Origin of the sequence: Methanothermobacter sp. (assembly GCF_030055425.1) — an archaeon.
GTDB lineage: Archaea > Methanobacteriota > Methanobacteria > Methanobacteriales > Methanothermobacteraceae > Methanothermobacter.
Genome location: NZ_JASFYE010000001.1, coordinates 91785 through 116800, shown reverse-complemented (window position 1 = coordinate 116800; position 25016 = coordinate 91785). Strand labels below are relative to the sequence as shown.

30 protein-coding genes and 1 pseudogene are annotated in these 25016 nt (G+C 48.1%); 10 read left to right on the top strand and 21 right to left on the bottom strand.

The window, feature by feature from the left end:
- Window positions 1–17: 17 nt before the first annotated feature.
- Together QFX39_RS00675 and msrB are read right to left on the bottom strand one after the other, a co-directional pair.
- Window positions 18–248: a hypothetical protein gene (locus QFX39_RS00675; protein ID WP_300476416.1), complete on the bottom strand. Its 231-nt coding sequence runs from the start codon at window positions 246–248 to the stop codon at window positions 18–20.
- A gap of 28 nt (window positions 249–276) precedes the next feature.
- Window positions 277–684, bottom strand: a complete 408-nt coding sequence (gene msrB, locus QFX39_RS00670) for a peptide-methionine (R)-S-oxide reductase MsrB (protein WP_367185378.1) — start codon at window positions 682–684, stop codon at window positions 277–279.
- A gap of 324 nt (window positions 685–1008) precedes the next feature.
- Here msrB and QFX39_RS00665 point away from each other — a divergent pair, with 324 nt between their 5' ends.
- The 3 genes from QFX39_RS00665 (at window position 1009) to QFX39_RS00655 (ending at window position 4438) form a co-directional block, all read left to right on the top strand.
- Entirely contained in the window at window positions 1009–1155 is a 147-nt protein-coding gene (locus QFX39_RS00665; RefSeq protein ID WP_300476410.1) for a hypothetical protein, read from the top strand.
- A 93-nt stretch (window positions 1156–1248) separates the two neighbouring features.
- On the top strand, window positions 1249–3861 hold the full coding sequence (gene mgtA, locus QFX39_RS00660) for a magnesium-translocating P-type ATPase (RefSeq protein WP_300476407.1): 2613 nt from the start codon (window positions 1249–1251) through the stop codon (window positions 3859–3861).
- Between the two features lie 130 nt (window positions 3862–3991).
- Window positions 3992–4438 carry an Lrp/AsnC family transcriptional regulator gene (locus QFX39_RS00655; RefSeq protein ID WP_300477122.1) on the top strand — a complete coding sequence of 149 codons (447 nt, stop codon included), beginning with the start codon at window positions 3992–3994 and terminating at the stop codon, window positions 4436–4438.
- A 1-nt stretch (window position 4439) separates the two neighbouring features.
- On the opposite strand, the gene guaA is transcribed toward QFX39_RS00655, so the two are convergent.
- A complete protein-coding gene (gene guaA / locus QFX39_RS00650) occupies window positions 4440–5366 on the bottom strand; it encodes a glutamine-hydrolyzing GMP synthase (RefSeq protein WP_300476405.1) in 927 nt (308 codons plus the stop codon).
- Window positions 5367–5491: 125 nt separating this feature from the next.
- On the bottom strand, window positions 5492–6049 hold the full coding sequence (locus QFX39_RS00645; RefSeq protein ID WP_300476403.1) for a GMP synthase subunit A: 558 nt from the start codon (window positions 6047–6049) through the stop codon (window positions 5492–5494).
- Window positions 6050–6109: 60 nt separating this feature from the next.
- Here QFX39_RS00645 and QFX39_RS00640 point away from each other — a divergent pair, with 60 nt between their 5' ends.
- Window positions 6110–6253 carry a hypothetical protein gene (locus QFX39_RS00640; RefSeq protein ID WP_013295915.1) on the top strand — a complete coding sequence of 48 codons (144 nt, stop codon included), beginning with the start codon at window positions 6110–6112 and terminating at the stop codon, window positions 6251–6253.
- Window positions 6228–7184 (top strand): restriction endonuclease, encoded by a 957-nt coding sequence (locus QFX39_RS00635; protein WP_300476398.1) that lies wholly within the window; start codon window positions 6228–6230, stop codon window positions 7182–7184. Before QFX39_RS00640 ends, QFX39_RS00635 begins: the two co-directional genes overlap by 26 nt.
- 72 nt (window positions 7185–7256) lie before the next feature.
- Here the strand turns inward: QFX39_RS00635 and trxB are convergent, their stop codons facing one another.
- The 8 genes from trxB to QFX39_RS00595 all read right to left on the bottom strand — a co-directional run bounded on the left by trxB (window position 7257) and on the right by QFX39_RS00595 (window position 16461).
- The gene (trxB, locus tag QFX39_RS00630; protein ID WP_300476395.1) at window positions 7257–8165 is read right to left on the bottom strand and encodes a thioredoxin-disulfide reductase; all 909 of its coding nucleotides are present in this window, start codon (window positions 8163–8165) and stop codon (window positions 7257–7259) included.
- A 182-nt stretch (window positions 8166–8347) separates the two neighbouring features.
- The gene (gene gatE, locus QFX39_RS00625; protein ID WP_300476393.1) at window positions 8348–10207 is read right to left on the bottom strand and encodes a Glu-tRNA(Gln) amidotransferase subunit GatE; all 1860 of its coding nucleotides are present in this window, start codon (window positions 10205–10207) and stop codon (window positions 8348–8350) included.
- A 4-nt stretch (window positions 10208–10211) separates the two neighbouring features.
- Complete coding sequence (gene gatD / locus QFX39_RS00620) at window positions 10212–11519, bottom strand: Glu-tRNA(Gln) amidotransferase subunit GatD (protein WP_300476391.1); 1308 nt, start codon at window positions 11517–11519, stop codon at window positions 10212–10214.
- On the bottom strand, window positions 11519–12955 hold the full coding sequence (locus tag QFX39_RS00615; RefSeq protein WP_300476389.1) for a 2-oxoacid:acceptor oxidoreductase family protein: 1437 nt from the start codon (window positions 12953–12955) through the stop codon (window positions 11519–11521). Before QFX39_RS00615 ends, gatD begins: the two co-directional genes overlap by 1 nt.
- Window positions 12948–14006, bottom strand: coding sequence for a 3-methyl-2-oxobutanoate dehydrogenase subunit VorB (gene vorB, locus QFX39_RS00610; protein ID WP_300476387.1), 1059 nt, complete (start codon window positions 14004–14006; stop codon window positions 12948–12950). The genes QFX39_RS00615 and vorB overlap by 8 nt, the downstream gene beginning before the upstream one ends.
- Complete coding sequence (gene vorC, locus QFX39_RS00605; protein ID WP_300476384.1) at window positions 13987–14226, bottom strand: 3-methyl-2-oxobutanoate dehydrogenase subunit VorC; 240 nt, start codon at window positions 14224–14226, stop codon at window positions 13987–13989. Before vorC ends, vorB begins: the two co-directional genes overlap by 20 nt.
- On the bottom strand, window positions 14223–15902 hold the full coding sequence (locus QFX39_RS00600; protein ID WP_300476381.1) for an AMP-binding protein: 1680 nt from the start codon (window positions 15900–15902) through the stop codon (window positions 14223–14225). Before QFX39_RS00600 ends, vorC begins: the two co-directional genes overlap by 4 nt.
- 10 nt (window positions 15903–15912) lie before the next feature.
- Complete coding sequence (locus tag QFX39_RS00595; RefSeq protein WP_013295905.1) at window positions 15913–16461, bottom strand: cupin domain-containing protein; 549 nt, start codon at window positions 16459–16461, stop codon at window positions 15913–15915.
- A 134-nt stretch (window positions 16462–16595) separates the two neighbouring features.
- Here QFX39_RS00595 and QFX39_RS00590 point away from each other — a divergent pair, with 134 nt between their 5' ends.
- The gene (locus tag QFX39_RS00590; protein ID WP_300476375.1) at window positions 16596–17078 is read left to right on the top strand and encodes an adenosine-specific kinase; all 483 of its coding nucleotides are present in this window, start codon (window positions 16596–16598) and stop codon (window positions 17076–17078) included.
- A gap of 70 nt (window positions 17079–17148) precedes the next feature.
- A complete protein-coding gene (locus QFX39_RS00585; protein WP_300476372.1) occupies window positions 17149–17475 on the top strand; it encodes a hypothetical protein in 327 nt (108 codons plus the stop codon).
- A gap of 25 nt (window positions 17476–17500) precedes the next feature.
- On the opposite strand, the gene afpA is transcribed toward QFX39_RS00585, so the two are convergent.
- The 4 genes from afpA to QFX39_RS00565 form a co-directional block, all read right to left on the bottom strand.
- Complete coding sequence (gene afpA, locus QFX39_RS00580; protein WP_300476369.1) at window positions 17501–18073, bottom strand: archaeoflavoprotein AfpA; 573 nt, start codon at window positions 18071–18073, stop codon at window positions 17501–17503.
- A gap of 247 nt (window positions 18074–18320) precedes the next feature.
- Complete coding sequence (locus QFX39_RS00575; protein ID WP_300476366.1) at window positions 18321–18974, bottom strand: ABC transporter ATP-binding protein; 654 nt, start codon at window positions 18972–18974, stop codon at window positions 18321–18323.
- Window positions 18975–18982: 8 nt separating this feature from the next.
- Window positions 18983–20095, bottom strand: a complete 1113-nt coding sequence (locus QFX39_RS00570; RefSeq protein ID WP_300476364.1) for an ABC transporter permease — start codon at window positions 20093–20095, stop codon at window positions 18983–18985.
- Between the two features lie 127 nt (window positions 20096–20222).
- Entirely contained in the window at window positions 20223–20624 is a 402-nt protein-coding gene (locus QFX39_RS00565; RefSeq protein ID WP_300476360.1) for a helix-turn-helix transcriptional regulator, read from the bottom strand.
- Window positions 20625–20850: 226 nt separating this feature from the next.
- Between QFX39_RS00565 and QFX39_RS00560 the strand changes: the two genes are divergently transcribed.
- The 3 genes from QFX39_RS00560 to QFX39_RS00550 all read left to right on the top strand — a co-directional run bounded on the left by QFX39_RS00560 (window position 20851) and on the right by QFX39_RS00550 (window position 22659).
- On the top strand, window positions 20851–21273 hold the full coding sequence (locus tag QFX39_RS00560) for an NfeD family protein (protein WP_300476357.1): 423 nt from the start codon (window positions 20851–20853) through the stop codon (window positions 21271–21273).
- Window positions 21274–21276: 3 nt separating this feature from the next.
- Complete coding sequence (locus QFX39_RS00555) at window positions 21277–22257, top strand: SPFH domain-containing protein (protein ID WP_300476354.1); 981 nt, start codon at window positions 21277–21279, stop codon at window positions 22255–22257.
- 78 nt (window positions 22258–22335) lie between these two features.
- The gene (locus tag QFX39_RS00550; protein WP_013295896.1) at window positions 22336–22659 is read left to right on the top strand and encodes a carboxymuconolactone decarboxylase family protein; all 324 of its coding nucleotides are present in this window, start codon (window positions 22336–22338) and stop codon (window positions 22657–22659) included.
- A gap of 127 nt (window positions 22660–22786) precedes the next feature.
- Here QFX39_RS00550 and QFX39_RS00545 read toward each other — a convergent pair whose 3' ends face one another.
- The 5 genes and pseudogenes from QFX39_RS00545 to QFX39_RS00535 form a co-directional block, all read right to left on the bottom strand.
- Window positions 22787–23860 carry an Ig-like domain-containing protein gene (locus tag QFX39_RS00545; protein WP_367185377.1) on the bottom strand — a complete coding sequence of 358 codons (1074 nt, stop codon included), beginning with the start codon at window positions 23858–23860 and terminating at the stop codon, window positions 22787–22789.
- Window positions 23857–23979: a hypothetical protein gene (locus QFX39_RS00540; protein ID WP_300476351.1), complete on the bottom strand. Its 123-nt coding sequence runs from the start codon at window positions 23977–23979 to the stop codon at window positions 23857–23859. The genes QFX39_RS00545 and QFX39_RS00540 overlap by 4 nt, the downstream gene beginning before the upstream one ends.
- A gap of 21 nt (window positions 23980–24000) precedes the next feature.
- Window positions 24001–24375 (bottom strand): annotated as a pseudogene (locus QFX39_RS09000) (right-handed parallel beta-helix repeat-containing protein); the annotation flags it as partial.
- Window positions 24372–24440 carry a hypothetical protein gene (locus QFX39_RS08995; RefSeq protein WP_367185376.1) on the bottom strand — a complete coding sequence of 23 codons (69 nt, stop codon included), beginning with the start codon at window positions 24438–24440 and terminating at the stop codon, window positions 24372–24374. The pseudogene QFX39_RS09000 and the gene QFX39_RS08995, both read right to left, overlap by 4 nt.
- Window positions 24441–24472: 32 nt before the next feature.
- Window positions 24473–24835 carry a hypothetical protein gene (locus QFX39_RS00535; RefSeq protein ID WP_300476350.1) on the bottom strand — a complete coding sequence of 121 codons (363 nt, stop codon included), beginning with the start codon at window positions 24833–24835 and terminating at the stop codon, window positions 24473–24475.
- Between the last annotated feature and the right edge of the window lie 181 nt (window positions 24836–25016).

Genomic DNA, 25016 nt, shown 5'->3' with positions numbered 1-25016 from the left:
GTAGTCTGCAGTTTTCTTCAGTTCCTGGCTATGAACCTCATGTAGATGAACTCCACGAGGCGCCCGTAGATCCAGGGTACCAGGATGAACATGATGACCCCTATTGCACCTGTGAGTATTCCCAGCAGCCACTCAGGGTATTGTTCAGGTCTCCAGGTTCCTAGGATGTAGGTGAGGGTGTTCAGCATACCACCGGCAACGGCCATTATGAGTCCGGCCACCCAGTACCTTCCGAAGTCTTCAGCCATTAAATGCCCCCAGATTTTAATTTAAACATCAGCGTATCTGGTTCCTTGGGATGAATTTAAGTGCAGCTGAGTTCATACAGTACCTTTTGCCTGTTGGTTGGGGGCCGTCATCAAAGACGTGGCCAAGGTGGGCGCCGCACCTTGCACAGAGGACCTCACAGCGTACCATTCCAAGGCTCCGGTCCTCCCTGAACTCCACATTGTACTCTGATATAGGGTCATAGAAGCTTGGCCATCCTGTGCCTGAATCAAATTTGGTTTCTGAGTCGAAAAGATCCGTACCGCAGCACACGCAGCGGTATATACCGTCACCATGGAAGTCATGGTATTTACCTGTGAATGGGGGTTCTGTGCCTCCGCACCTTGCAACACGGAAGGCCTCTGGTTCGAGTATCTCCCTCCACTCCTCAACGGTTAACTGGATTTTTTCAACCATCTCAACCTTTCCAGTTGCAGCGGAAAATATGGGGATTTTTTCACTCATGACTGGAAATATGTTCTTAAATGTATATTAGATTATATGGGGTATGGCGATTTTTTCATTCATGAATGGAGTTATCATTTAAACCTTTTTCTTTGTGCTTATGTCTTTTTCAGGGATTCAAGCAATCTAGTTTTCATACCCCATGGTATTTCCACTTTCATATTTAAAAATCATGGTAAAAAACCATTACAAACATGATTAATTGGTAAAATACCAAAAATTTTATAAATAATAGGGTATAATTCCAAGTTAACATGGTTAAATGGAGGTGATAGCATGGATATGGATGATGATGGTTCGGGCGAGTATTCACTCTCAGTGGGCCGGATTCTGTATCATGTTATCATCAGCGAGGTAGTGATGCATAACCTCCTAAGGATCCAATACTACTTTCCCACGGTTTACAGGATGAAGGCCCTCTGATTCTGAATACAAAGTCATAGAAGAGATTTTTCAATCCAGATATTTTTAGATGACCTCTTATCCAGCGATAGCTATCTTCAAGGGGGCTGGATCATGATAAAAAGAAATGAAAGGATGGACTCAAAGAATTCAAGGTTACTTAAATACTCCTCAATGGATATAAATGAACTCCTCAAATCATTAAAATCATCCCCTGAGGGAATAGAAGAGAATGAAGCCAGAAAAAGGCTTGAAAGGTACGGTAGAAATGAGGTTTCACATGAAAAACCCCTGAAATGGTACTCACACCTTTTAAGGTCCTTTATAAACCCATTTATAGGCATACTGGTTGCAATCGGCCTGATATCACTGGTAACCGATGTTATAATGGCTTCAGACCCCGACTTCAAGGTTGTGATAGTCGTAACCACAATGGTACTTATAAGCGGGATACTGAGGTTCTCCCAGGAGTACCGCTCCACAATGGAGGCGGAAAACCTGAAAAAAATGGTTAAAACCACCGCAACAGTCATCAGAAGGGACAGCGGAAAACGGGAGGTGGAGTTCTCAGAACTTGTACCCGGAGACCTCATACACCTCTCAGCAGGGGATATGGTCCCTGCTGATGTGCGGATAATATCAGCAAAGGACCTCTTTGTGAGCCAGTCAGTACTCACAGGGGAATCCGAGCCGGTTGAAAAGTTCCATGTAACCACTGGGGCCACCGGGAACATATTTGAACTGGAAAACATATGTTTCATGGGCACAAACGTTGTGAGCGGAAGCGCACTGGCAGTTGTAATCTTCACAGGTAACAGTACACAGTTTGGCACAATAGTGAAGGACATATCAGGGAGAAGACCCGTTACAAGTTTCGAGAAGGGAGTTAACAGTGTAAGCTGGCTCCTCATAAGATTCATGGTTTTCATGGTCCCGGTGGTTTTCATCATAAATGGTATAACAAAGGGCGACTGGGTGGAGGCCCTCCTTTTTGCAGTCTCAATTGCAGTGGGACTGACACCTGAAATGCTCCCCATGATCGTTACCACAAACCTTGCAAGGGGGGCAATGGCCATGGCCCGCAAGAAAACCATCGTAAAGCGGATAGAGTCAATACAGAACTTTGGGGCAATGGATGTGCTCTGCACAGACAAGACAGGCACTCTGACCCTTGACAGGGTTGTGCTTGAACTCCACCTGGACATCCATGGAAGGGAGGATGAGAGGGTACTCAGATACGGCTACCTCAACAGCAGCTACCAGACGGGACTGAAGAACCTAATGGATGAGGCAATAATAGAATTCGGGGATGAAAGGGGATTCAATGAAATCAGAAAGAATTTCACCAAGATCGATGAGATCCCCTTTGACTTCTCAAGGCGCAGGATGTCAGTTATACTGAACGATGGCGATGATATCATCATGGTGACAAAGGGTGCAGTTGAGGAAATGCTCCAGATATGCTCAGCTGCAAGGTACAATGAAGAAATCGTGGATCTAACCGGGGAAATAAAGGATGAGGTTAAGGAGAATGTCACAAAACTTAACATGGATGGATTCAGGGTCCTGGCAGTTGCAGAGAAGAGGGGCCTTCCACCAAAGGACAACTTCACCGTGGATGACGAGGATGGAATGGTCCTGGTCGGATATCTGGCTTTCCTTGATCCACCCAAGGAATCAGCCAGCAAGGCCATAGCGGCCCTCAGGAAACATGGAGTTGAAGTTAAGATAATAACAGGTGACAATGAACACGTCACAGGAAACATATGCAGGAGGGTTGGTCTTGAATATGATAGGGTGCTGTTTGGTCATGAGATAGAGGATATGACCCTGGAGGAGATATCTGAGGCAGCAGACGATACAGCGATATTTGCAAAGGTATCACCACTTCAGAAGGCAAAGATAATAAGGGCCCTTAAGATGAAGCACACCGTGGGTTTCCTGGGTGACGGTATAAATGATTCGCCGGCCCTGAGGGAGGCCGATGTGGGTATATCCGTTGACAGCGCAGTTGACGTTGCAAAGGAATCCGCTGACATCATCCTCCTTGAGAAGAGCCTCATGGTACTGGAGAGGGGAGTCCTTGAGGGAAGGAGAACCTTCGGGAACATAATGAAGTACATAAAGATGACTGCAAGCTCAAACTTTGGAAACGTTTTCAGCGTACTTGTTGCCAGCGCATTCCTCCCCTTCCTCCCAATGATGCCGGTGATGCTCCTTCTACAGAACCTCCTCTATGACATCTCACAGATATCCATACCCTGGGATGGAATGGACCCTGAGTTTTTTAAGGTTCCCAGGAAATGGGATGCCAGTGACCTTGGGAGGTTCATGATTCTCATAGGTCCCATCAGTTCGATATTCGACATAGTGACATACCTTGTCATGTGGTTCGTGTTCTCAGCAAATACGGTGTCAGAGCAGGCGCTGTTCCAGTCTGGCTGGTTCATTGAGGGCCTCCTCTCACAGACACTCATCGTTCACATGATAAGGACTGAGAAGATACCATTCATCCAGAGCAGGGCAGCGACTCCGGTGCTGATCTTAACAGCCCTCATAATGGCGACAGGGATCATTGTCCCATTCACAGCCATCGGTTCATCCATTGGCATGGTTCCCCTCCCAGGAGAGTACTTCATATGGCTAGTAGTTATACTCACCGGCTATGCGGTGCTCACCCAGGTCCTCAAGAGGGTCTACATAGGAAGGTATGGTAAATGGCTGTGATCATCACAGCCACCTTATTTTTTCCAAGAGAGTTTTTTATCTGAAACCCCAAGAAGGGAAGGTATATAAAACAGTAGGGTGATAAGTATGCACTGGATTATTTTATGGTAAAAGGAGAGTCTGATTGGAAATGGATGACCTGGATTTTGCAATACTCCAATGCCTCATGAGGAATTCCCGGATAACAATATCAAGGATGTCAGAGGAGATAGGGGCCCCTGATGCCACGGTATCAAACAGATTGAAAAAACTGGAGGGGGAAGTTATAAAACGCTACACCATGATACCGGACTGGCAGAAGGTGGGCCTCGGTATAACGGCCGTCATAATCATACAGACAGAGTCAGAGAAACACGAGGATGTTAAGCTCAGTCTCTCAGAACTCGATGAGGTCTCAGAGGTTTACAGTGTATCAGGTGAATACGATCTCCTGATAAAGGTCTGGGGCTCAGATATAGGGGAGCTCAATGACATCATAAATGATAAGATAAGGCACATCGATGGTGTGGAGGACCTCACCGAGATGATAGTAATGGAAAGAATAAAAGAGGATGTTCCAAAAATTTCAAAAATCTGATTCAGGCAAATTCAATGGTGCTTGGCGGCTTGTCACTCACAGAAAGTGCCACATGTGTAACCTCAGGTATCTCGGAGGTTATACGCTTTGATATCCTCTTCACAAGGTCCCAGGGGAGTTCAGGGACACTTGCGGTCATTGCATCAAGGGATTCAACCATCCTTATGACCACTAGGTAGCCGAAGTCCCTCACATCACCCTTGACACCGGTCACCATGGTGTCTGTGAGCACGGCAAAGTACTGCCAGAGGCTCTCATGGAGTCCACTTTCAAGGACCTCCTCCTCCACGATGGCGTTGGCCCTCCTGCATATATCTATTTTTTTCCTGGTTACTTCACCCACGATCCTCACCGCAAGTCCAGGACCGGGGAATGGCTGCCTCTGGATCATCTCACGGGGAAGGCCAAGTTCAAGGCCAATTTCCCGCACCTCGTCCTTGTACAGTTCCCTTATGGGTTCCACTATCTCGAGTACCAGTCCATGGGGGAGTGCAACGTTGTGGTGGGATTTTATCTTACCCTCACTCTCGATCCAGTCGGGGGCTATGGTACCCTGCACCAGATACTTTGCACCTATCTCCTCTGCCACCCTTTCAAATACCTCAATGAAGACCCTTCCGATTATTTTACGTTTCTCCTCAGGGTCTGTTACACCCTCAAGTTCCCCCAGGAACTCGTCTGATGCATCAATGTAGCGGAAGTTAAGCCTCTCGCTGAAGGTCTTCTTCACGTATTCTGCCTCGCCCTCCCTGAGGAGTCCATGGTCAACGAAGACCGCTGTCAGGTTATCACCTATGGCCTTACCTGCAAGTACAGAGGCCACGGAACTGTCAACTCCTCCTGAGAGTGCTATTATGGCCTTTTCATCACCCACAGTATTTCTTATCTCTTCCACAGCTTCCTGAATAAAATCAGATGGATTCAGCATTAATATCACCGGATAAAAATGATTGTTTTAATTATTTGTGCGGCTCCTATTTAATGTTAAGGTCAGCCTTTCCATGAAACCTTACTCTTCGACCGATGTTGAGGTCTGTCATGAAATAAATTATTCTAGAGGCCCTTACAGACCTCATGGAAGTTCTCAAAGACCCGGTGGCCATCCTGTGTATGGTGGACCTCAGGGTGGAACTGTATACCATAGACTGGCCTTTCATGGTGTTTCATGGCCTCCACCTCACATATGCTTGAGGTTGCAAGAACATCGAAGTCCTCGGGGAGCCTTTTAACCTCATCCTTGTGGGAGGCCCAAACGCTCATCCGAGGGCCGAGGCCCCTGAATATGTCGTCCTCGTCCAGTATCTCCAGCTCTATCTGGGCGTAGCTCTCTGCCTCGGCGGTAGCAACCTCCCCACCATATGCAAGGGCTATGAGCTGGTGGCCCAGGCAGATACCCAGTATCGGGATATCGAGTTTCTGGATGTATTCAACACAGTTACCTGCCCTCTCGAGTGATGGGCCGCCACCGAGTATGAGGCCATCTGGTTCCATTGAGATTATCTCATCCAGTGGTGTTGTGTTGGGCACGAGACTGGATGGTATCTGTAGATACCGGAGTGTCCTGTGTATTCTGTGGTTGTACTGGCCGTGATTGTTGATGATGAGTATCATAAACATTCTCCCTGTCTGATTCTGAAAATCTATTTATATTTCATTGGATAATTAAATATTATGGAGGCCATGGATATAATTTACATTCTGGTTGCACTCGTACTTGCGGTTGTGGCATTCTATGTTCTTGTCTGGCTGCTGCCGGTTATAGTGGTTCTTATAATCGCCTATGTGATATATGTCTTCCTCAGAGAGGGAAGATGACACTGGAGGGGTGCATATAGCCGTCCCTGATTTTCAGGATATAATGTTACCCCTCCTGAGGCTGGCAGGTGAGGGAGAGCAGAGTTTTAATGAATCCCTGGAAAAACTTGCAGAGGAGTTCCAGCTATCCCCGGACGATTTAAACGAACTCATGCCAAGCGGCTCCCCAAAGTTCAGAAGCAGGGTTTCCTGGGCCAAGACATACCTCAAGAAGGCGGGTCTTCTTGAATCAAGGAAAAGGGGATTTTTTAATATCACAGAGCGTGGACTGGAGGTTCTCAAAGAGGATCCATCCGTCATTGACGTTGATTTTCTGATGCAGTTCCCTGAATTTGCAGAGTTTCGCGAGGGATCAGGGAAACCAAGAAAGATCCGTAAAAGGCGTCGAAAAAGAGCCGGTTCGAGGAAGGAGAGGCTTACACCTGAGGAGAGACTTGAAAGGGCCCATGATGAACTCAGGAAGGGTCTCGCAGCTGAAATTCTTGATATAGTCAGGAACAGCTCACCAGAATTCTTTGAACGACTTGTTGTGGATCTACTTGTGAGGATGGGGTACGGTGGTTCCAGGGAGGATGCGGGAAGTGCCATTGGCAGGCAGGGGGATGGTGGAGTCGATGGGATAATAAAGGAGGATAGACTCGGCCTTGACGTTATCTACATACAGGCAAAGCGCTGGAACAGTTCAGTGTCCCGTCCCGAGATCCAGAAATTTGTGGGTGCACTGCAGGGTAAGAGGGCGAAGAAGGGTATATTCATAACCACCTCCGATTTCACTGCTGGTGCAAGGGAATATGTTTCCAAAATTGATAGCAGGATAGTGCTAATTGATGGTATGCAGATGGCGAACTATATGATTGAACATGGTGTGGGTGTAACTGAGGTTGCTTACTATTCTGTTAAAAAGATTGATAACGATTATTTTTCTGAATGAGGCAGATATCTGTTTAAAACGAAGTTTCTGAATAAATACTGATAATGTACTCTAAAATGAATTTTTTAATTTTTAGAGTCTCTGTATTTCACTGTAGGCGTAGGTTGCTGCAATCGCACCCTCTGCACATGCCGTTACCCACTGGTTCAGGCCCCCTGTGATATCCCCTGCGGCGTATACGAGGGGAATGTTTGTCCTCTGCCTTTTATCTGTTATGATGTAGCCACCATCATCCACCTCAATACCCAGTTCAACTGCTAGCTGGTTGAGGGGTTCTTCACCTATTGATATGAATATCCCATCAACCTTCAGGGTCTCATCCTCGCCTGTTACACGGTTGTGTATTATGACCTCCTCAACCCTCTCATCACCCCTTATCTCGGTTACCACAGAGTTCCATATCACAGGGATGTCCATTTCCTTCAGCTTATCCTGGAGGTAGCTGTCAGCCCTCAGTTCATCCCTCCTGTGGACTATGCTGACGTCACAGCCTATGTTTTTGAGGAATACTGCCTCCTGGGCTGCGCTGTTTCCTCCACCAACCATGAGGACCTTCCTTCCCTTGTAGAGTGGGCCGTCACAGGTTGCACAGTAACAAACCCCCCTTCCAAGGAGGTCGTTCTCGCCGGGCACACCCAGCTGCCTGTGTTTGCTTCCTGTTGCAAAGATCAGTGCAGAGGCTGTGTAGGTGTCCCTTGAGGTCCTGACCGTGAATAGGTCATCCTTTTCTATTTCCTTCACTTCCTCCATTTCCCTGAGCTCAGCAACCTTTGTGGCCTGTTTCTTCATTTTTGTGACAAGGCTCATCCCGGCTATCATCTCAAAGCCAGGGTAATTCTCCATCATGGGGACCTCAAGGCCCAGTCCACCTGCAGGTCCCTTATCAAGCATCAGGACACGGCTTCCCTGCCTTCCACCGTAGATGCCTGCTGTTAGTCCTGCGGGGCCAGCCCCTATAACTATTATATCGTAATCAGTCATCATACCACCTTCAGGGTTTATCTTGGTTTTTGGTTGAGATAAAGATTTCAGTAAATGGTTTATTGTAGGTTTCAGTAGATGACTCACAAGGACTGTGCTGAGCTTTCAGGAGTAAGCGGATAACCTGTAAAAAAGTAACTGGTCTTGATTTTTGAACTAAAAAAATGTAAAATTTGAGGTTTCTAGAGTCTTTCGCGGATTTTTGAGTTCAGTATCCTGTTTACAACCTTACCATCGGCTCTACCACGCAGCCTACCCATGGCCTGACCCATCAGGGGCCCCATTGCACCCATACCCCTCTCCTGGATCATTTCGTGGTTGAGTTCAATGATCTCATCTATCACAGCCTCAACCTCATCCTCTGTGAGAAGTAGAAGGTCCAGTTTCTCTGCAGCCTCACCTGCTGTTACACCTTCATCGGCCATGCAGGCAACTATGTCCCTGAGGGCATCCTTTGACACCTTACCCTCCTCAAGGAGTCTGATGACGTCTCTGAGTTCCTCAATGCCGATACTGTCCATATCATGACCCTCCCTTCCAAGTTCCCTGAGGGTGTAGGCGAGGAGTGATGCTATCACGGTCACATCAACCCTGAACTCTGCGAGGGCCTCGAATTCCTCAACAAGGTTCCTCTTAACGAGCTGGGATGCAAGGTCCTCACTGAGGCCGTATTCTTCTATGAGCCTCTCCCTCTTCTCTGATGGAAGTTCAGGGAGGTTCTCACGGATCTCTTCGATGAATTCATCTTCTATGCTGAAGAGCGGTATGTCTGTTTCAAGGTACATCCTGCTTGAGGTTGGAAGTGGCCTGAGGTACTGGGTGTTCCCGTCGGGGAGGGCCTTCCGGGTCTCCTCTGGCACCCCCTCAATGGCCATCCTGGCACGTTTTATGACCTCCCTGAGGGCTTTCTCCGCTGTATCCCTATCATGGGCCACCAGGACCACCGCATCATCCTCTGAGGCATCAACAGCATCCCTGAGGGATTCAACCTCCTCGGGGGTTATGCCGTAGGCGGGAAGTTCATCGGTGTGGAATATCCCCTTAACGCCCCTCTTCTTTGCATAATCAGCCATCTCTGTACCCAGACGTCTTCCTGGCTGTATTTCGGTTCCTATCAGTCCATTAAAGCCCCTTAGTTTAACAGCGAGTACTGACTCTGCCGAGGATATTATCTTTGACTCTGTCTCCCTGAAGACCTCTGAGACATCAACAAGATCCTCCTCAACCGAGGCGCCCCTCTCCCTGAGGGTGTTTCTTATCTCAACCAGTTTCAGCTGCCTCTGGACCTCTCTCTCAACTATCTCCGGGATGAGGTCAAGGTCCTGGACACCCTTAACCTCGACCCTGGCCCCCTCACGTATGGATATGTTGAGATCCTGTCTTATGGTTCCTAGGCCCCTCTTAACGCGGGTGCTCCTGAGCACCTGGCCTATCTGGTATGCGACGTCCCTCAGCTGCTGGGGGTCGCTGATGGATGGGTCTGTGGTTATCTCAACGAGGGGTATACCTAGGCGGTCCAGCCTGAATACAACACCATCCTCTGTCTCCCTGATCCTCCTTGCGGCGTCCTCCTCAAGGCAGAGGTTCTCTATTTTAACGGTCCCCTGGGGTGTTTCAAGGTGGCCGTCGGTTGCAACAAGTCCCGTCCTCTGGAACCCGCCGGTGTTGCTGCCATCGATGACCTGTTTCCTCATGGTGTGGAATTCATCCACAACCCTCATGTTGAGGAGTAGTGCAATTGTAACTGCAAGTTCAAGGGCCTCCCTGTTAAGGGGGTGGGGTGGCTCCTCATCTGCCTCAACCAGGCATGTTCCATCATCGTAGTTCTCGTAGTGGAAGTGGAGCTTCCTCATGGCCTCCTCAAAGGCTGCCCTGTCAAATTTCCCGAGTTCGCTCTGGGTTGGCCTGAGGTTCCTCACTATATCATGGTCAGGTTCTGAATCGATAAGTTCTGTTCTGCAAGGGCAGAAGAGTTTACTCTCTGTATCAAGCTGCTGGTGTATCTCGAGGCCCATTTTGAGTCCTATCTCATCCCAGTTCATCTGATCAACCCCTGAAGTATGCTATTGATGTTCTCTCGTTGATTTCCCCTGCAATGTTATCCATCATCATTTCACGCACCCTTTCGGGTTCATCTGTCTGTCCCAGGACCCAGCACATCTTGACGTAGGCGACCTCCGGAAGCATATCTGCGCAGGGTATGACACCCGCCTGGAGGAGCCTCCTTCCTGTGCTGTAGACGTTCATGTTGACCCTTCCGTTGAGGCACTGGGATGTCATGGCAACAGGTACACCCCTCTCATGGGCCTCCCTTAGTACCGGTATCAGTGTGTCGGGGCAGTGCCCTAGGCCTGTACCCTCCATGACCAGCCCCCTGTAACCCCTCTCCAGGTGCCATTCTATGATCTCAGGGGTCATGCCAGGATAACTCTTTATGAGGGCAACCCTCTCCTCAACCCTGTCATTGAGTTCCAGTTCATCTGACCCCCTCTTCCTGTGGTCAGCGTCAAGTATTTTGATGCTCCCTGGTGTTACCTCTGCGAGGGGGAGAGCGTTTATGCTTCTGAAGGTGTCCCTCCTTGAGGTGTGCATCTTCCTCACCTTCACCCCCCTGTGGAGGTGGCAGGTGAGGTCGTCCATGGTTGCATGCATGCATACAGTGACCTCCGCTATATCAGATGTGGCGGCCTTCACCGAGCACTGTATGTTGAGGCTTGCATCCGATGATGGCCTGTCTGAACTCCTCTGGGCGCCTGTAAGAACTATAGGGACTGGAGTTTTGAGCATGAAGCTGAGGGCGGCGGATGTGTAGTGCATGGTGTCGGTTCCATGTGCAACAACCACGCCATCTGCACCATCATCTATCTCCCTGTAAACGGCCCTTGCGGTTTCAACCCAGTATTCTGGTTTCATGTTCTCACTGAGAATGTTCAGGACGGCCTTACCCCTTATGTTTGCCATGTCCAGGAGTTCTGGGTTGGCCCTGAGAAGGTCATCTGCGGTGAAGGCCGGGTGCACTGCCCCTGTACGGTAGTCTATTATTGACGCAACGGTACCTCCCGTTGATATAATGGACACATCCGGCAGGTTGGGGTCCTCACTCACATCAACAGGGGGTAGTTCTATTTTTGGTTCTGAACCCCTCTCAATGAGTTCTATTTTCGCTTCACTTATTTCAACTCCAATGTTGTATCCGTTTTTGAGTTTCAGGACGATGTGCAGGTCATCTGCATCATCTGCACGGTCCAGCACCATACCCTCATAGGTCACATCGGGTTTCTTCACCCTAACGGTGTCCCCCACATCTATTGAGGCTGATTCAAGGAATCTCCTGGCTGATCCACGGTATGACATTAAAATTCCCCCTCAAGGTTCTTTCTGGCCCACTCTGCCCCGGCCTCGAGTATTTTAAGGTTGATGTCTATGATCTTATCCATACCAGAGAAGGTGAACCTTATGGCCTCCCTGAAGGATTCCTCATCGAGTCCTGTAATTCCAAGGGCCATCATAACACCCAGCATGGCGGTGTTGGCAGCTCTCCCTGTACCGTGTTCCCTTGCTATTTCAAGTGCCGGCACACCTATGGCCCTGACATTACCATTTTTTCTGAAATCTGCGGTTGCAGTGTCGTAGAGGACAATGCCACCCTCCCTGACATCATCTGCAAATTCATCTATGGATGGCTGGTTGAAGGCCACCAGGATGTCTGGGGTGTCAACCGCCGGTGATCCCACCCTTTCACCTGATATGACAACTCCGCAGCTTGATGTACCACCCCTCTGTTCGGGTCCATAGGCCGGGTACCATGATGTGTGTCTTCCCTCACTGCAGGCTGCCTGTGCCAGTGTAAGGCCCATACTGAGGACTCCCTGGCCACCGAAACCCGCAATCTTCACCCGTACCTCCTGGAATTCAGGGTCATCCACAGGGTCTGGCACCGAGTCCTCCCTGATCTGGAATATGCGGTCCAGGCTCTCCTTTGAGAAGTCGCTCTCTGACCTTATGAGGGATTCTGTCCCGGATGAGCGGTCCCTGAAGTTCTTCACGGGGAATTCCCTCTCCATTTCCTCCTTGAGGAACCTTTCAGCACCCTCGGCGTCCTGCCTGAGGTTTGTGGGGCATGGGGATAGTACCTCAACGAATGCATAGCCCTTCCCATCCCTCTGGATTTCAAGGGCCCTTTTAACAGCCCTTTTAGCCTTCCTTATGCTCTTTGGGTCTGCAAGGGATACCCTCTCTATGAAAACCGGGGCCTGGAGGTTGTCGAGGAGTTCACACATATGTAAAGGGTAACCTGCATATCGGGGGTCTCTCCCACCGGGACAGGTAACTGTGACCTCACCTATGAGGGTTGTTGGCGCCATCTGACCGCCTGTCATACCGTAGACGGTGTTGTTGACAAAGAAGACAGCCATTTTCTCACCACGGTTAGCGGCCTGTATAGTCTCATTGAGGCCGATGGATGCGAGGTCCCCGTCGCCCTGGTAGAGTATGACAACAGCATCGTCCTCTGCACGTGATATTCCTGTCCCAACTGCAGGGGCCCTCCCATGGGCCACCTGGACGTTTCCGCAGTCAAAGTAGTAGTAGGCGAATACCGCACAGCCAACCGGGCTTATCATGACTGAACGCTCCTGTATGCCCAGTTCGTCAATGGCCTCGCCTATGAGCTTGTGGAGTATCCCATGTCCGCAGCCTGCACAGTAGTGTGTGGCTGTGGGTGCGCTTCCACCCTTTCTCTCGAATACCTCGTGGAGTGAATCTGGTTTCCTGATCACCTTTTTAGTCATTGGATTCCCCCGCGATTTCTCTGATCTTCCTGAGGATGTCCCTCAGTTCTATGAGGTTTCCACCCATTCTGTTTACGAGTTCAACGTCCCTGCAGCCGGAGGCCATCCTTATATCCTCCCTCATCTGGCCGCTGCTCATCTCAACCGATATGAAGGTGCAGCCACGATCTGCAAGTTCCCTGATTCTTTCTGATGGGAATGGGAATAGCGTTATGGGCCTCAGAAGACCCACCTTTATACCATCTGCCCTTGCCGTGTCAACTGCGCTCTTCGCGACCCTGCTGCTTATACCATACGCCACGAGTACAATGTCAGCATCTTCAACCATGTATTCCTCGTATCTCACCTCATTCTCCTCCACCCTGGCGTATTTCTCCTGGAGGTAGAAGTTGAACTCCTCGAGTTCATCGAAGTCCAGGAATATGGAGGTTACGAGGTTCTTCATTGTTTCCCTGCTACCGCAGACGGCCCATGATGTGTCCGGCCTGTGCTCAATAGCCCTTTCAGGGAAGCGGAGGGGCTCTGCCATCTGCCCCAGGACGGCATCTGCAAGTATTATAACGGGGTTTCTGTACTTATCTGCAAGTTCAAAGGCATCCATTGTGAGGTCGCACATCTCCTGTACACTGCTGGGTGCAAGGACGATGTTCCTGTAGTTTCCATGTCCACCACCCTTCACCAGCTGGTTGTAGTCTGCCTGCTCCGGCCCAATGTTTCCGAGCCCGGGACCGGCCCTCATGACATCCACGATGACCGCAGGGAGTTCTGCACCTGCAAGGAAGGATATTCCCTCCTGTTTGAGACTTATACCCGGCCCTGAGGATGCTGTCATCACCCTGTGGCCCGCTGCCGCTGCACCGTAGACCATGTTTATGGCTGCCTCCTCTGATTCTGCCTGCACAAACTTCCTCCCCACCATGGGGAAGTACCTTGAGGCCTCGTGGAGTATCTCGCTTGCTGGTGTTATTGGGTAGCCGAAGTAGCAGTCGCAGCCTGCATACATGGCCCCTATTATCACGGCGGTGTTACCCTTAACCATCTGTGTCGCCATCTTCACACCTCTCTATGTGGACCTCTATCGCGTTGATCTCAGGGCAGGTGTAGTAGCAGTTCCCGCAGCCATTGCATCCCTCGCCACGGTACTCAACGTAGTGGTAGCCCCTCTCGTTGATCTTGCTGCTCATGTAAAGCACTTTCCTGGGGCATGCGATTATGCAACGCTCGCATGCCTTGCATTCGACCCTGTTTATTACCGGGTAGGCCTTCTTCATTGGTTTTCACCGTCTCCTTCAAGGTCATGCTGTCTGATCTCAACACGCCTTATCTTGCCGCTTATTGTTTTTGGGAGTTCATCAACAAATTCAACTATCCTGGGGTACTTGTAGGGCGCGGTCACCCTTTTCACGTGATCCTGTATCTCCTTCTTCAGTTCCTCTGATGGTTCGTATCCCCTTGCAAGCACCACGGTTGCCTTGACAACCTGTCCCCTTATGGGGTCCGGGTAGCCTGTAACTGCGCATTCAAGGACCGATGGGTGAGATATAATGGCGCTTTCAACTTCAAAGGGTCCTATACGGTAACCTGAACTCTTTATTATGTCGTCGGTTCTCCCAACGAACCACATGTATCCGTCCTCGTCCATCCAGGCTGTATCGCCGGTATGGTAGTAACCGCCGTACCATACCTCCGATGTCTTCTCGGGGTTCCTGTAGTAGCCGTTGAAGAGCCCTATCGGTTTACCATCCTCGGTTTTTATGACTATCTCACCCTCTTCACCCACATCCACGGGTTCACCGTTCCTGTCCACAAGTTCAACATGGTAGCCCGGTGATGGTTTGCCCATTGAACCCGGCTTTGGCTCCATCCAGGGGAAGTTTGCTATGCACACAACGCACTCTGTCTGGCCGAAGCCCTCCATGAGCTCCAGGCCTGTGTGTTCCTTGAACCTCTCAAAGACCTCTGGGTTGAGGGGTTCCCCTGCTGTCACCGCGTATTCTATGCCTGATAGGTCGTAGCGTGAGAGGTCCTCCTTTATGAGGAACCTGTAGATGGTTGGCGGGGCGCAGAAGGTTGTTATGTCATACTTTTCAAGCTTCTCAAGCATCTTCTCGGGGTCAAAGCGATCATAATCGTAGACAAAGACGGCGCTTCCAGCTATCCACTGTCCGTAGATCTGCCCCCACATGGCCTTGGCCCAGCCTGTGTCTGCAACGGTGTAGTGAAGGCCGTCCTCCCTTACGTTCTGCCAGTACTTTGCGGTTATTATGTGGCCAAGGGGATAGGTGTGGTCGTGCTCTATCATCTTGGGCATACCGGTTGTACCTGATGAGAAGTACACAAGCAGTGTATCCTTTCCACCGGGGCGGTCTTCAGGGGCCTGGAAGTCCCCGGGGATATTACTGAGTTCTTTTCTGAGGTTTATCCATCCTTCCCTTTCCAGGTCACCGACGATTACCCTTTTAACGTCTGCCCCAAGTTCATCAATGGCACTGTCAAATACATCAGGCACTCCGTCCTCTGCTATGCAGACAACCATCCTTATATCGGCTTCCCCTATACGGTAGACGATGTCCTTCTCCTTGAGCATGTGTGTGGCTGGTATTGCAATGGCGCCTATCTTGTGAAGTCCCAGGAGGGAGTACCAGAAGTCGTACCTTGCCTTGAGGGTCAGCATGACAGTGTCACCCTTCTCTATACCCTCCCTGGTGAAGAAACTGGCCGCCCTGTCTGAGAGTTCCCTGAGCTCACCGAAGGTTATCCTCCTTTCGTCTCCAGTGTCGTTGCACCAGACGATGGCTGTCTTGTCGGGTTCAATCTCTGCATAGCGGTCAACCACGTCGTATGCGAAGTTGAAGTTTTCAGGTATCTTTATCTGGAAATTATCACGGAAATCCTCGTAGGAGTCAAATTCAACACGGTTAACGAATTCATGTATGAGAGCAGTCATTGGCACACCTCTACATTATTATTGCAAGGAACCTGGCCCTTTTACCGTCCAGGGCCTCCATGGCATGTTCATATGATGAGTCAAAGAATATGGAGTCCCCCTCATTCAGTATTATCTCATTGTCGTGTATGTAGAACCTTATGCGCCCCTCAAGGACGTAGTTGAATTCCTGCCCTGGGTGGCTGTTGGTCTTTGGTTTTCCGTCCCGGGGCTCCACTGTAACTATGAATGGTTCGGCCTTCTTGTGTATGAACTTCTCTGCCAGGTTCTCGTAGCGGTACTGTTTCCTCCTCTCAACCTCCACCCCCTTGCCCTTGCGGGTGACGGTGAAGATGTGCATCCTTGTTTCCTCACCTGTGAGCAGAAGTCCCATGTCAACGCCCATCTTGTGGGCTATCTCAAAGAGTATGCTTGCCGGGATGTCCTCCTCTCCGGTCTCATAGCGGCGGTAGGTTTCCACGTCAATGTTCAGGTAACTGGCCATTTCATCTTCCGTGATTTCTGAGAGTTCCCTCAGTTCCCTTACACGGGAACCAATCTCCTTACTTTTCTCTTTCATGGTTACACCTCATAAGTGCCAGAAAAAAATAATAATGATTATTAATGATAAATGTTTTCTGCCTTAAATACATTTCTCCTCCTTTAATGATTTAAGTTACACATAATAAAAATATATTGAAAGGAGGTCTTTTCATGGAGATAAAGACGGTCAGAATAGAGCCCACGGAGGACCTGAACCTGATACTCGGGCAGAGCCACTTCATAAAGACTGTTGAGGACATATATGAGGCCATTGTGAACACGGTTCCCCAGGCAAAATTTGGGGTGGCATTTGCCGAGGCATCTGGGGACTGCCTTGTGAGGCATGCAGGAAATGATGAGGAACTTGAGGAACTTGCAGCAGAGACCATGCTTGAAATTGGAGCCGGACACTCGTTTCTCGTGTACCTCAGGGAAGCCTTCCCCATAAACGTGCTGCAGAGGATAAAGGATGTACCTGAGGTTGTTAACATCTACTGTGCCACCGCAAACCCTGTTGAGGTCATCATTGCCGAGACAGATCAGGGAAGGGGGATCCTGGGGGTCATAGATGGCAGCAGACCTGAGGGCATAGAGGATGAGGAGGATATCGCCGAGAGAAAGAGGTTCCTCCGCCTTATTGGATACAAGTTTTAGTGAGCCACACAACAGAAGGCCAAAATTATATTAAACACCCCACCCAATAATAATACGGGGGTTGTTTAAAATGTCAGATACAGTGGTTTTTGTTAAGGAGAGCGGAAACAAGAATAAGGGCGAAAACATATTTGAAATAAACCAGAACAGGGTCCGGATGAAGGAAAAACAGAAAGGTACACTATCAATAACCTTTGAAAGTCCGGATAAGGGGGACATAGAGGCTGCAATGGCATTTTTTGAATCAATGAACGACATGGAGCCTCTAACAATGAATATCGCAGATACTGGTGAGGTTAAGGCCTACTTTAAGGGGACAGCACCCTTCAGTCAGACTGAAGAGGAGGGAATGACGGTCTACACCTACGGTGTGACCATCCAGGAACTCCAGGAGTAACAATTTAAATCCACTTTTTAAATTTTCACTGATCCTTGGGGTAGGTCCACTCCTCAAAGATCTTGTAGATCTTGTCAGGGTCGCTGAAAACCTCTGTTTTATCCATCCCTGATATCCTCTTCACGTGTTCAACGTCCTCCCTGGTTATTTTGAGTTCCAGTTTCTTACCGTTTGGAAGTGTCGTGATAACCTTTCCCTCACTGTAATCCGATGGCATGATGTAGACAGGGACAGAGGCCTTCTGGGCCATTATGACGGCATTTGTAACCAGGGTATCCCCTATCCTCAGGGATATCTTGGCTGTGCTGTTGGAGGTGCAGGGAGCCACAAGTATGAAGTCATACTTACCAAGCTGGACCTGACCGGCAAGGAAGGGTGAATTGGCGTTTATCTCAACCCATTTTCTGTCAAAGCTGGTCTCAAGGTCCCTGTAGAGGCCATAGTACTTGACAACCTGGTCACCTGCCTTGGATATGAAGACGTCGATTTTGATACGGTCCCCATAGATCTTTTTGATATCCTTCATTATCTCGTAGGTTTCAGTCAGTTTCTCCCCGGCCCCGGTTATACACCAGGCAACAGTCAGTTTTTCAGTCATGGATCATAATATGTTGGAACTTATTAATCAAATTTGGGTTACAGATGATGACATCCTGACAACATCGACCTCTGATTTGGAGGGTAATTGGTATGATATCACGACAATCAAAATCTAAAAATAATTAAGGCACCTTAAAAATGGCTTTCCGGAGCAGAGGTACTTTATTTTCCAGTAATATGTTGTGTCCAGCTAAGGTCACCCTACTGTAAATTCCAGAGACTATGAAGCCCTGGATACGCTTACCTCAACCCACAATTACACCATCAAGTATCCTTATGGTCCTTGAGGCCATTTTGGCCACATGGGGCTCATGGGTGACAACAACAAGGGTAACCCCCTCCTCATCCTGAAGCTTCTGGAGCATCTGGAGTATGTTTCTACTTGTTTTTGAGTCAAGTGCCCCCGTAGGTTCGTCTGCAAGGATTATTGACGGGTTATTGGCCAGGGCCCTGGCAATTGCAACCCTCTGGCGTTCACCACCAGAGAGTTCCGTGGGCCTCCGGTCAGCCTTATCCCCCAGACCCACCTGTTCAAGGAGCTCCATTGCACGCTCCTCCATGTTAACATGCTTCACAGCAAACATGGGTATCTCAACGTTCTCAAGGGCGGTGAGGCTGGGTATGAGGTTATGCAGCTGGAACACGAAGCCTATCTCCTCGGCCCTTAAACGGCTCAGGTCCCTCTCCTCTGAGAGATCCCTTCCAGCAACTTTAATCGTGCCTGAGTCAGGGACATCGAGGGCGCCTATCATGTTGAGGAGGGTGGATTTACCTGAACCTGATGGCCCCATGATTGAGATGAACTCACCCATCTCAACTTCAAGGTCAACACCATTGAGGGCCCTTATCTTACCGCCGTCAAAGCTCTTCTTAAGGTTTTTCACCTCTATGGCCTTCATGGAATCACCTACTCGTACCTCAGCGCCTCTGTGGGGGCTAGCCTTGATGCCCGGTAGGCAGGGTAGAGTCCGCCGAGAACACCCACGCTGAGGGCGACTGCAAAGGCCCTCATGAAGATCTCAGGGCTGTATACTGGCTCTATGAATCCCCTCATTCCAAGCTCAAGGAGCACCTGTATGGCTGCAACACCAAGCACTGAACCCATAATACCGGCGATAACAGTCAGAACCACGGATTCCCCGAGTATCATGATGAGAATCCTCCGGTTCCTCCAGCCGACAGCCTTCAGAACTCCGATCTCCCTTGTCCTCTCAAATACAGACATTATCATGGTGTTTATAACTCCAATTCCACCTATTATTATGGCGAGGAGTGATATGGCCCAGGTTGCGGTGTCTATGGTCTGCAGGCCCTGGTCAACGCTCTGGAGGTCCTCAAGTGAGGCTATGGTTGTGAGGTCACTGTAACGTTTCTCGATGCGGTCTGTGACGTCCTCCACCCTTGAATTTCTGGTCATCTTAACGTAGATCATGGTGACCTTGCCCTCCTTCTCCTCTATTTTCTGGAGTTTTTTGAGTGAAATAAAGGCCCCTCCGTCCTGCTGCATGTCACCGGATTCAAATATACCAACAATTCGGTACTTGCGGTTCTTTATCTTTATTGTATCACCAACACCCTTTCCATGGTTCTCTGAGGCCACCTTACCCATTATGACCTCATCTGCATCTGGGTCCGTGAGGGTCCTGCCGTCAGTTATCTTTATCTGGCTCATGTTTATCCTGGTGGGGTCTATACCTATCAGTACGAAGTAGGGGTTGTCGTCAAGGGGCTGTACAGCCATGAGTATTCCAACGGCGTCCTCAACCCCGCTCACGTTCCGCACCTTATCCACGTATTCCTCATCTATCTTGCTGAAGAACATGTCCGAGACATTGGACTCCACAATCGTGAAGTCGGCGCCACCTGCCTTGAGGGTGTTCTCTGTTGATGCCTTCAGACCCTCGGTTATCACGCCAAGGGTTACAATGGTTGCAATTCCAATCGCGATACCTGTTATTGCAAGGAGACTCCTTGCACGGCTTCTGAACGGATTCTTCAGAATGAGTGTTATGAACCTCATGTTTAGGTATATGAATCCGAACCTTAATAATGTTGACTAATCCAAAAATAAATAATTTGAGGGGTTTCAGGACACTTTTTCTGCTTTCAGGGATCAAAATGGCAAATATTAAAAAATAGGTGGATTTTCAGGACATTTTCCCTGCCCTTAGAACCTCAAATGCGTCCAGGTCCACAGTGCCGATGGTGCTGTAACATTCAGCCTCTGGCATCTTCTCAAGCTCTTCCATGCTTATGTACTTCATTTTATCAAGGCCACGGACAAAGTACCTGAACTGGGATCCAAGCCTCTCCCTCAACCTGTAACCCTTTCCAATGTTTATGAAGTACCTTCTTTTCACCTCATATTCGCCGGTGAGTTCATGGATTCTGTTAAGAAGCCTTCTTGTTGGGTGCCTGTAGGTGCCGTTCTCCATCGCTATTACAATGTCCACAGGGACACCGAGTTCATCCGCAAGTTCCCTCTGGGTTTTACCCACACTGATCCTGTAACCCAGCACAAGAAATTTCAGTTCATCTTCGCCACTCACGATTTCCACCTCCGTTGAATTTATTATGGGACACCACTTATAAATACTTTTTTATAAAAAATTATTATTAAAATTTCAATTAAGTGGATAAATGTAATAATAAATTTCAAAATCTTATATTATAAATGATTATATCCATGACTGTGACAATATTTAATAGTTGAATAACACCGGCTAACAGCAAATAATATAAACATGGAGTGGATTATTAACTGGTGGTGGGATCATGGGACCTGAGTCATGGGTGATAATAGCTGCCATATGCCTCATAGGCGAAATGCTGACGGCGGGATTCTTTCTTCTCTGGTTCGCCTTCGGGGCACTGGCAGCAGCGGCACTTGGATATGTTGGATTCGATACAACGGTACAGTTTGTTACATTCATCGTTGTTTCAGTTATTCTCCTTGCTATTTCAAGGCCATTCGCCGCACGCATAACAGGAGAACCATCAAAGAAGGCGGTTGCAGATAGACTCATAGGAAGGGAGGGAACCGTGACAGAGGCAATCACACCCCGGAGCTCTGGTCTTGTTAGGGTCGACGGTGAAACCTGGAGGGCAAGGTCAGACGTGGATCTTAAAGAGGGTGACATGGTGAAGGTGAAGGCAATTGAGGGAGTTAAACTGGTTGTTGAAAAACTGGAGGAATGAAAGATGCTTCTTGAAATAATAATTGTACTTGTACTCCTTGTACTGGCGTTCAAGAGCCTGAAAATACTAAGGCCCTACGAGAAGGGTGTTGTTGAAAGGCTCGGTAAATATCAGAGGACGGTCGAAAGCGGTCTCGTTGTTATAATCCCCTTCATAGAGGCCATAAAGAAGGTTGACATGAGGGAGCAGGTGGTTGATGTACCACCACAGGAGGTCATAACCAAGGACAACACAGTCGTTGTTGTGGACTGCGTCATATTCTATGAGGTGGTTGACCCCTTCAATGCAGTCTACAACGTGGTTGACTTCTACCAGGCCATAACCAAACTGGCCCAGACGAACCTCAGGAACATAATAGGGGACCTTGAACTGGACCAGACCCTCACATCAAGGGAGATGATAAACACCCAGCTCCGCGAGGTCCTGGATGAGGCCACAGACAAGTGGGGTACCAGGGTTGTCCGTGTGGAGATACAGCGCATAGAGCCACCGGGAGACATAGTTGAGGCAATGTCAAAGCAGATGAAGGCCGAACGTATGAAGAGGGCTGCCATCCTCGAGGCAGAGGGTTACAAGCAGTCAGAGATAAAGAGGGCTGAGGGTGATAAACAGGCTGCCATCCTCGAGGCAGAGGGTAAGGCAGAGGCCATAAAGAAGGTTGCAGACGCCAACAAGTACCAGGAGATCGCCATAGCAGAGGGTCAGGCCAAGGCCATACTCTCGGTTTTCAGGGCAATGCACGAGGGGGACCCTACGAATGATATAATAGCACTCAAGTACCTTGAGGCCCTTGAGAAGGTTGCTGATGGAAGGGCCACAAAGATACTTCTCCCTGTGGAGGCCACAGGTATTCTGGGTTCAATTGCAGGGATCTCAGAGATGCTTTCAGATTCATCAATGGCATCTGAAAAAACATCGAAAAAATCTGAGCCATCAAAAGCAGAGAAAAAACCAGGATCCCCAGAATTTCAGGAAAAACAGTGAATAATCACCTTTTATTTTTCAGCTTGTGTTAGTTATAAATATCAAGCTGAACATAATAAGATTCGGGAGGTGTAATGTATGAAAGAGGATGTTTTCTATGGAAAGGGCATGGTCCATGTGAAGGAGGACTATCCTGATATCTACGAGGCAGTTGTTAAACTCAACGAGGCCGCCTACACAGGGAAGGTTCTTGACTACAAGACACAGAAACTCATAGCCCTTGGGATAACAGCTGCAAACTCAGATGACCGTGCGGTTAAGAAGCAGATACAGAGTGCCATAAATGAATTTGGTGTTACAAGGGATGAGATTGTTGACGTTCTCCGTGTTGTTCTCCTCACATCCGGTAATCCACCCTTTGTGAAGGCAATGAGGATTCTTTATGAGGTCCTTGGGGACTGATTAAATTCTTTTTTTAAATTAAAAAGTATTCAGTTTTTTATTAATCAGCTCTTGAAAATCACCTTTTTCAAAAATTAGAGGATAATTATTCTTAAAATTTAAAAATAGAAAATAATTATTTTTTTATTTACCTTGTTTTGAATGTTGATTTAAAGTCCGCTGCCATCATGTTACCGGCGCTGGTCTTAACTGCAGTCCTTGGAACAGTTATGATGTACCTTGTACGGGCACTCCAGCTTCCAACTGGTTTTATGTAGAGCCTGTTGCCGCTTATTCTCTTACTGATGGATTTCAGGCGTCCAGTAGATGTTCTTACAGTTATTGATCTGTAGGTGGGGCCGGCGAGTATGCTGTTACTGAATGTTATGACAATTACTTTGGTCCTTGAAACACCTGTTGCACCATTTCTGGGATCAATGGCTGTTACTGCAATGGCAGACGTGAAATTTGATGTGAAATCCACTCCAAGGGTGACTCCTGCAATGTTTTCTATGGCCCCCACGGGTATTGTTACTGTGAACCTGACACCGGGATCCCAGCCCCCAACGGGTGTTATGATGAGCCTGTTGCCGCTTATACTTTTAATGATTGATTTTAGAGCACCTGTAGATTTTCTGACTGTTATGCTGGAATAGTTAGTTCCAGCTATGATAATTGAGCTGAAGGTTATTACAAGGCTTTTTGTTCTTGAAACGCTCATGGAACCGTTTGGAGGATCCATGGATATCACTTTAAGTTTCTGCAGAGGATCTCTGATGAGGGGAAGGCTGTCGGCTCCGCCGCTAAAGGTGTAGGGAGTGTCCCCGAAGTTATCCCCATTTTCATCCTTCCCGGTGTAGTCGCTCCAGTAGTTACCTCCAGTGGGCCGCGTGAGATTGAAAACATTGGTTAAACCGCCTTCATTTTCCGCCTGAATGCCATTGTCTATAAAGCTGTTTCCATAGATCCTGTTACTCTTGCTGTAGGATGGTATATATAATCCCACGGAATTGTTCAGTATAAGGTTGCCGTAGATTGTATTGGATGAACCGGTGACATGTATGCCCCTACTGTTGCTACAGCTTATTTTATTTCCTGAAATGGTGTTGTTACTGGAATAGTGTATGAAAACACCATCATACCTGGCCATGTGTATCCTGTTGCTCTGAATGGTGTTTTTAGTGGACTGCAGCAGGAAGATACCATAGTCATCATCGCTTATGTTGCAGTTTTCGATTCTTGAACTGTTGTATTTGCCAGTATTATTCCGTTACCACATTTTGAGAGGGCAACGTTTTTTATGGTTACGTTCCTGCAGCCCACGAGTGCAAGGTAGCCCATTGGGATTCCATTGTAGACCCTGTTGGAGATTCCAGTGAGATAGTAGACTGGTTTACCGTCAATGGTATTTGAGGTATCTATGTTCTGGATAAAATGGAAAACTGAGTTGTCCCCTCCCCCAATTTTAATGGCTCTAGATGCGTTATTGATGGAGTTATTCCTTAAAACACTGTTGAGGGAGGTCAGAAGGTAAATAGCATTCTCTGTTATGTCCTCTATCCTGTTTTCTCTTATTGCATTTGAAGGTGAGAACCCAGCTTCGATTCCATTGAGACAGTTTCTTATAATGTTACTGGAAATTGTGTTTTCAGCTGAAGATTCAAGAGAAATTCTGGATTCACCACTGCTTATATTGTTTCTGGATATGATATTCCTGTTTGAGGATATTAGGACTATTCCCCAGTATTATAAGTTATTTCATTTTCCTGGATCACGCTGTTATCGGAGTCCATTAGCCAGATTGCTATATCGTTGTGTCTTATGACGTTCTTTGTCAGGTTACACCAGCAGCAGATGAATATATTCCATGAGTACCATTGATCAGCGTAAACCCATTTATTTTCGATCCGTTGGCAATTATATTTATTACAGGTTCTCTGTCACGCCATCCATCTATTATTACGGTTCCATTTGCTTTCAGAGTTAAATTTTCTTTGTTTATAACTATGTTTTCTTCGTAGGTTCCCTCGTCCACCACTATGGTATCCTGATTCTCACTATCGTCTATGGCCTCCTGGATGGTCATATAAGTTTTTTCTGTTCTTTCATTCCTTGAAACAGCCGCAGAAGTTCCAGAAAAAAGCAAAACAAACAAAAAAACCACAACCAGCAAAGAGCAAAGTTTCAGGTATTTCACATTCAACCCCCCGGAAACAAACATCATGTTGATATATCTACATCCATTTAAATATAGATTACAGTAAGATCAATAAGAGATAGGTAGATTACAGTAAGATCAATAAGAGATAGGTAGATTACAGTAAGATCAATAAGAGATAGGTAGATTACAGTAAGATCAATAAGAGATAGGGCTGACG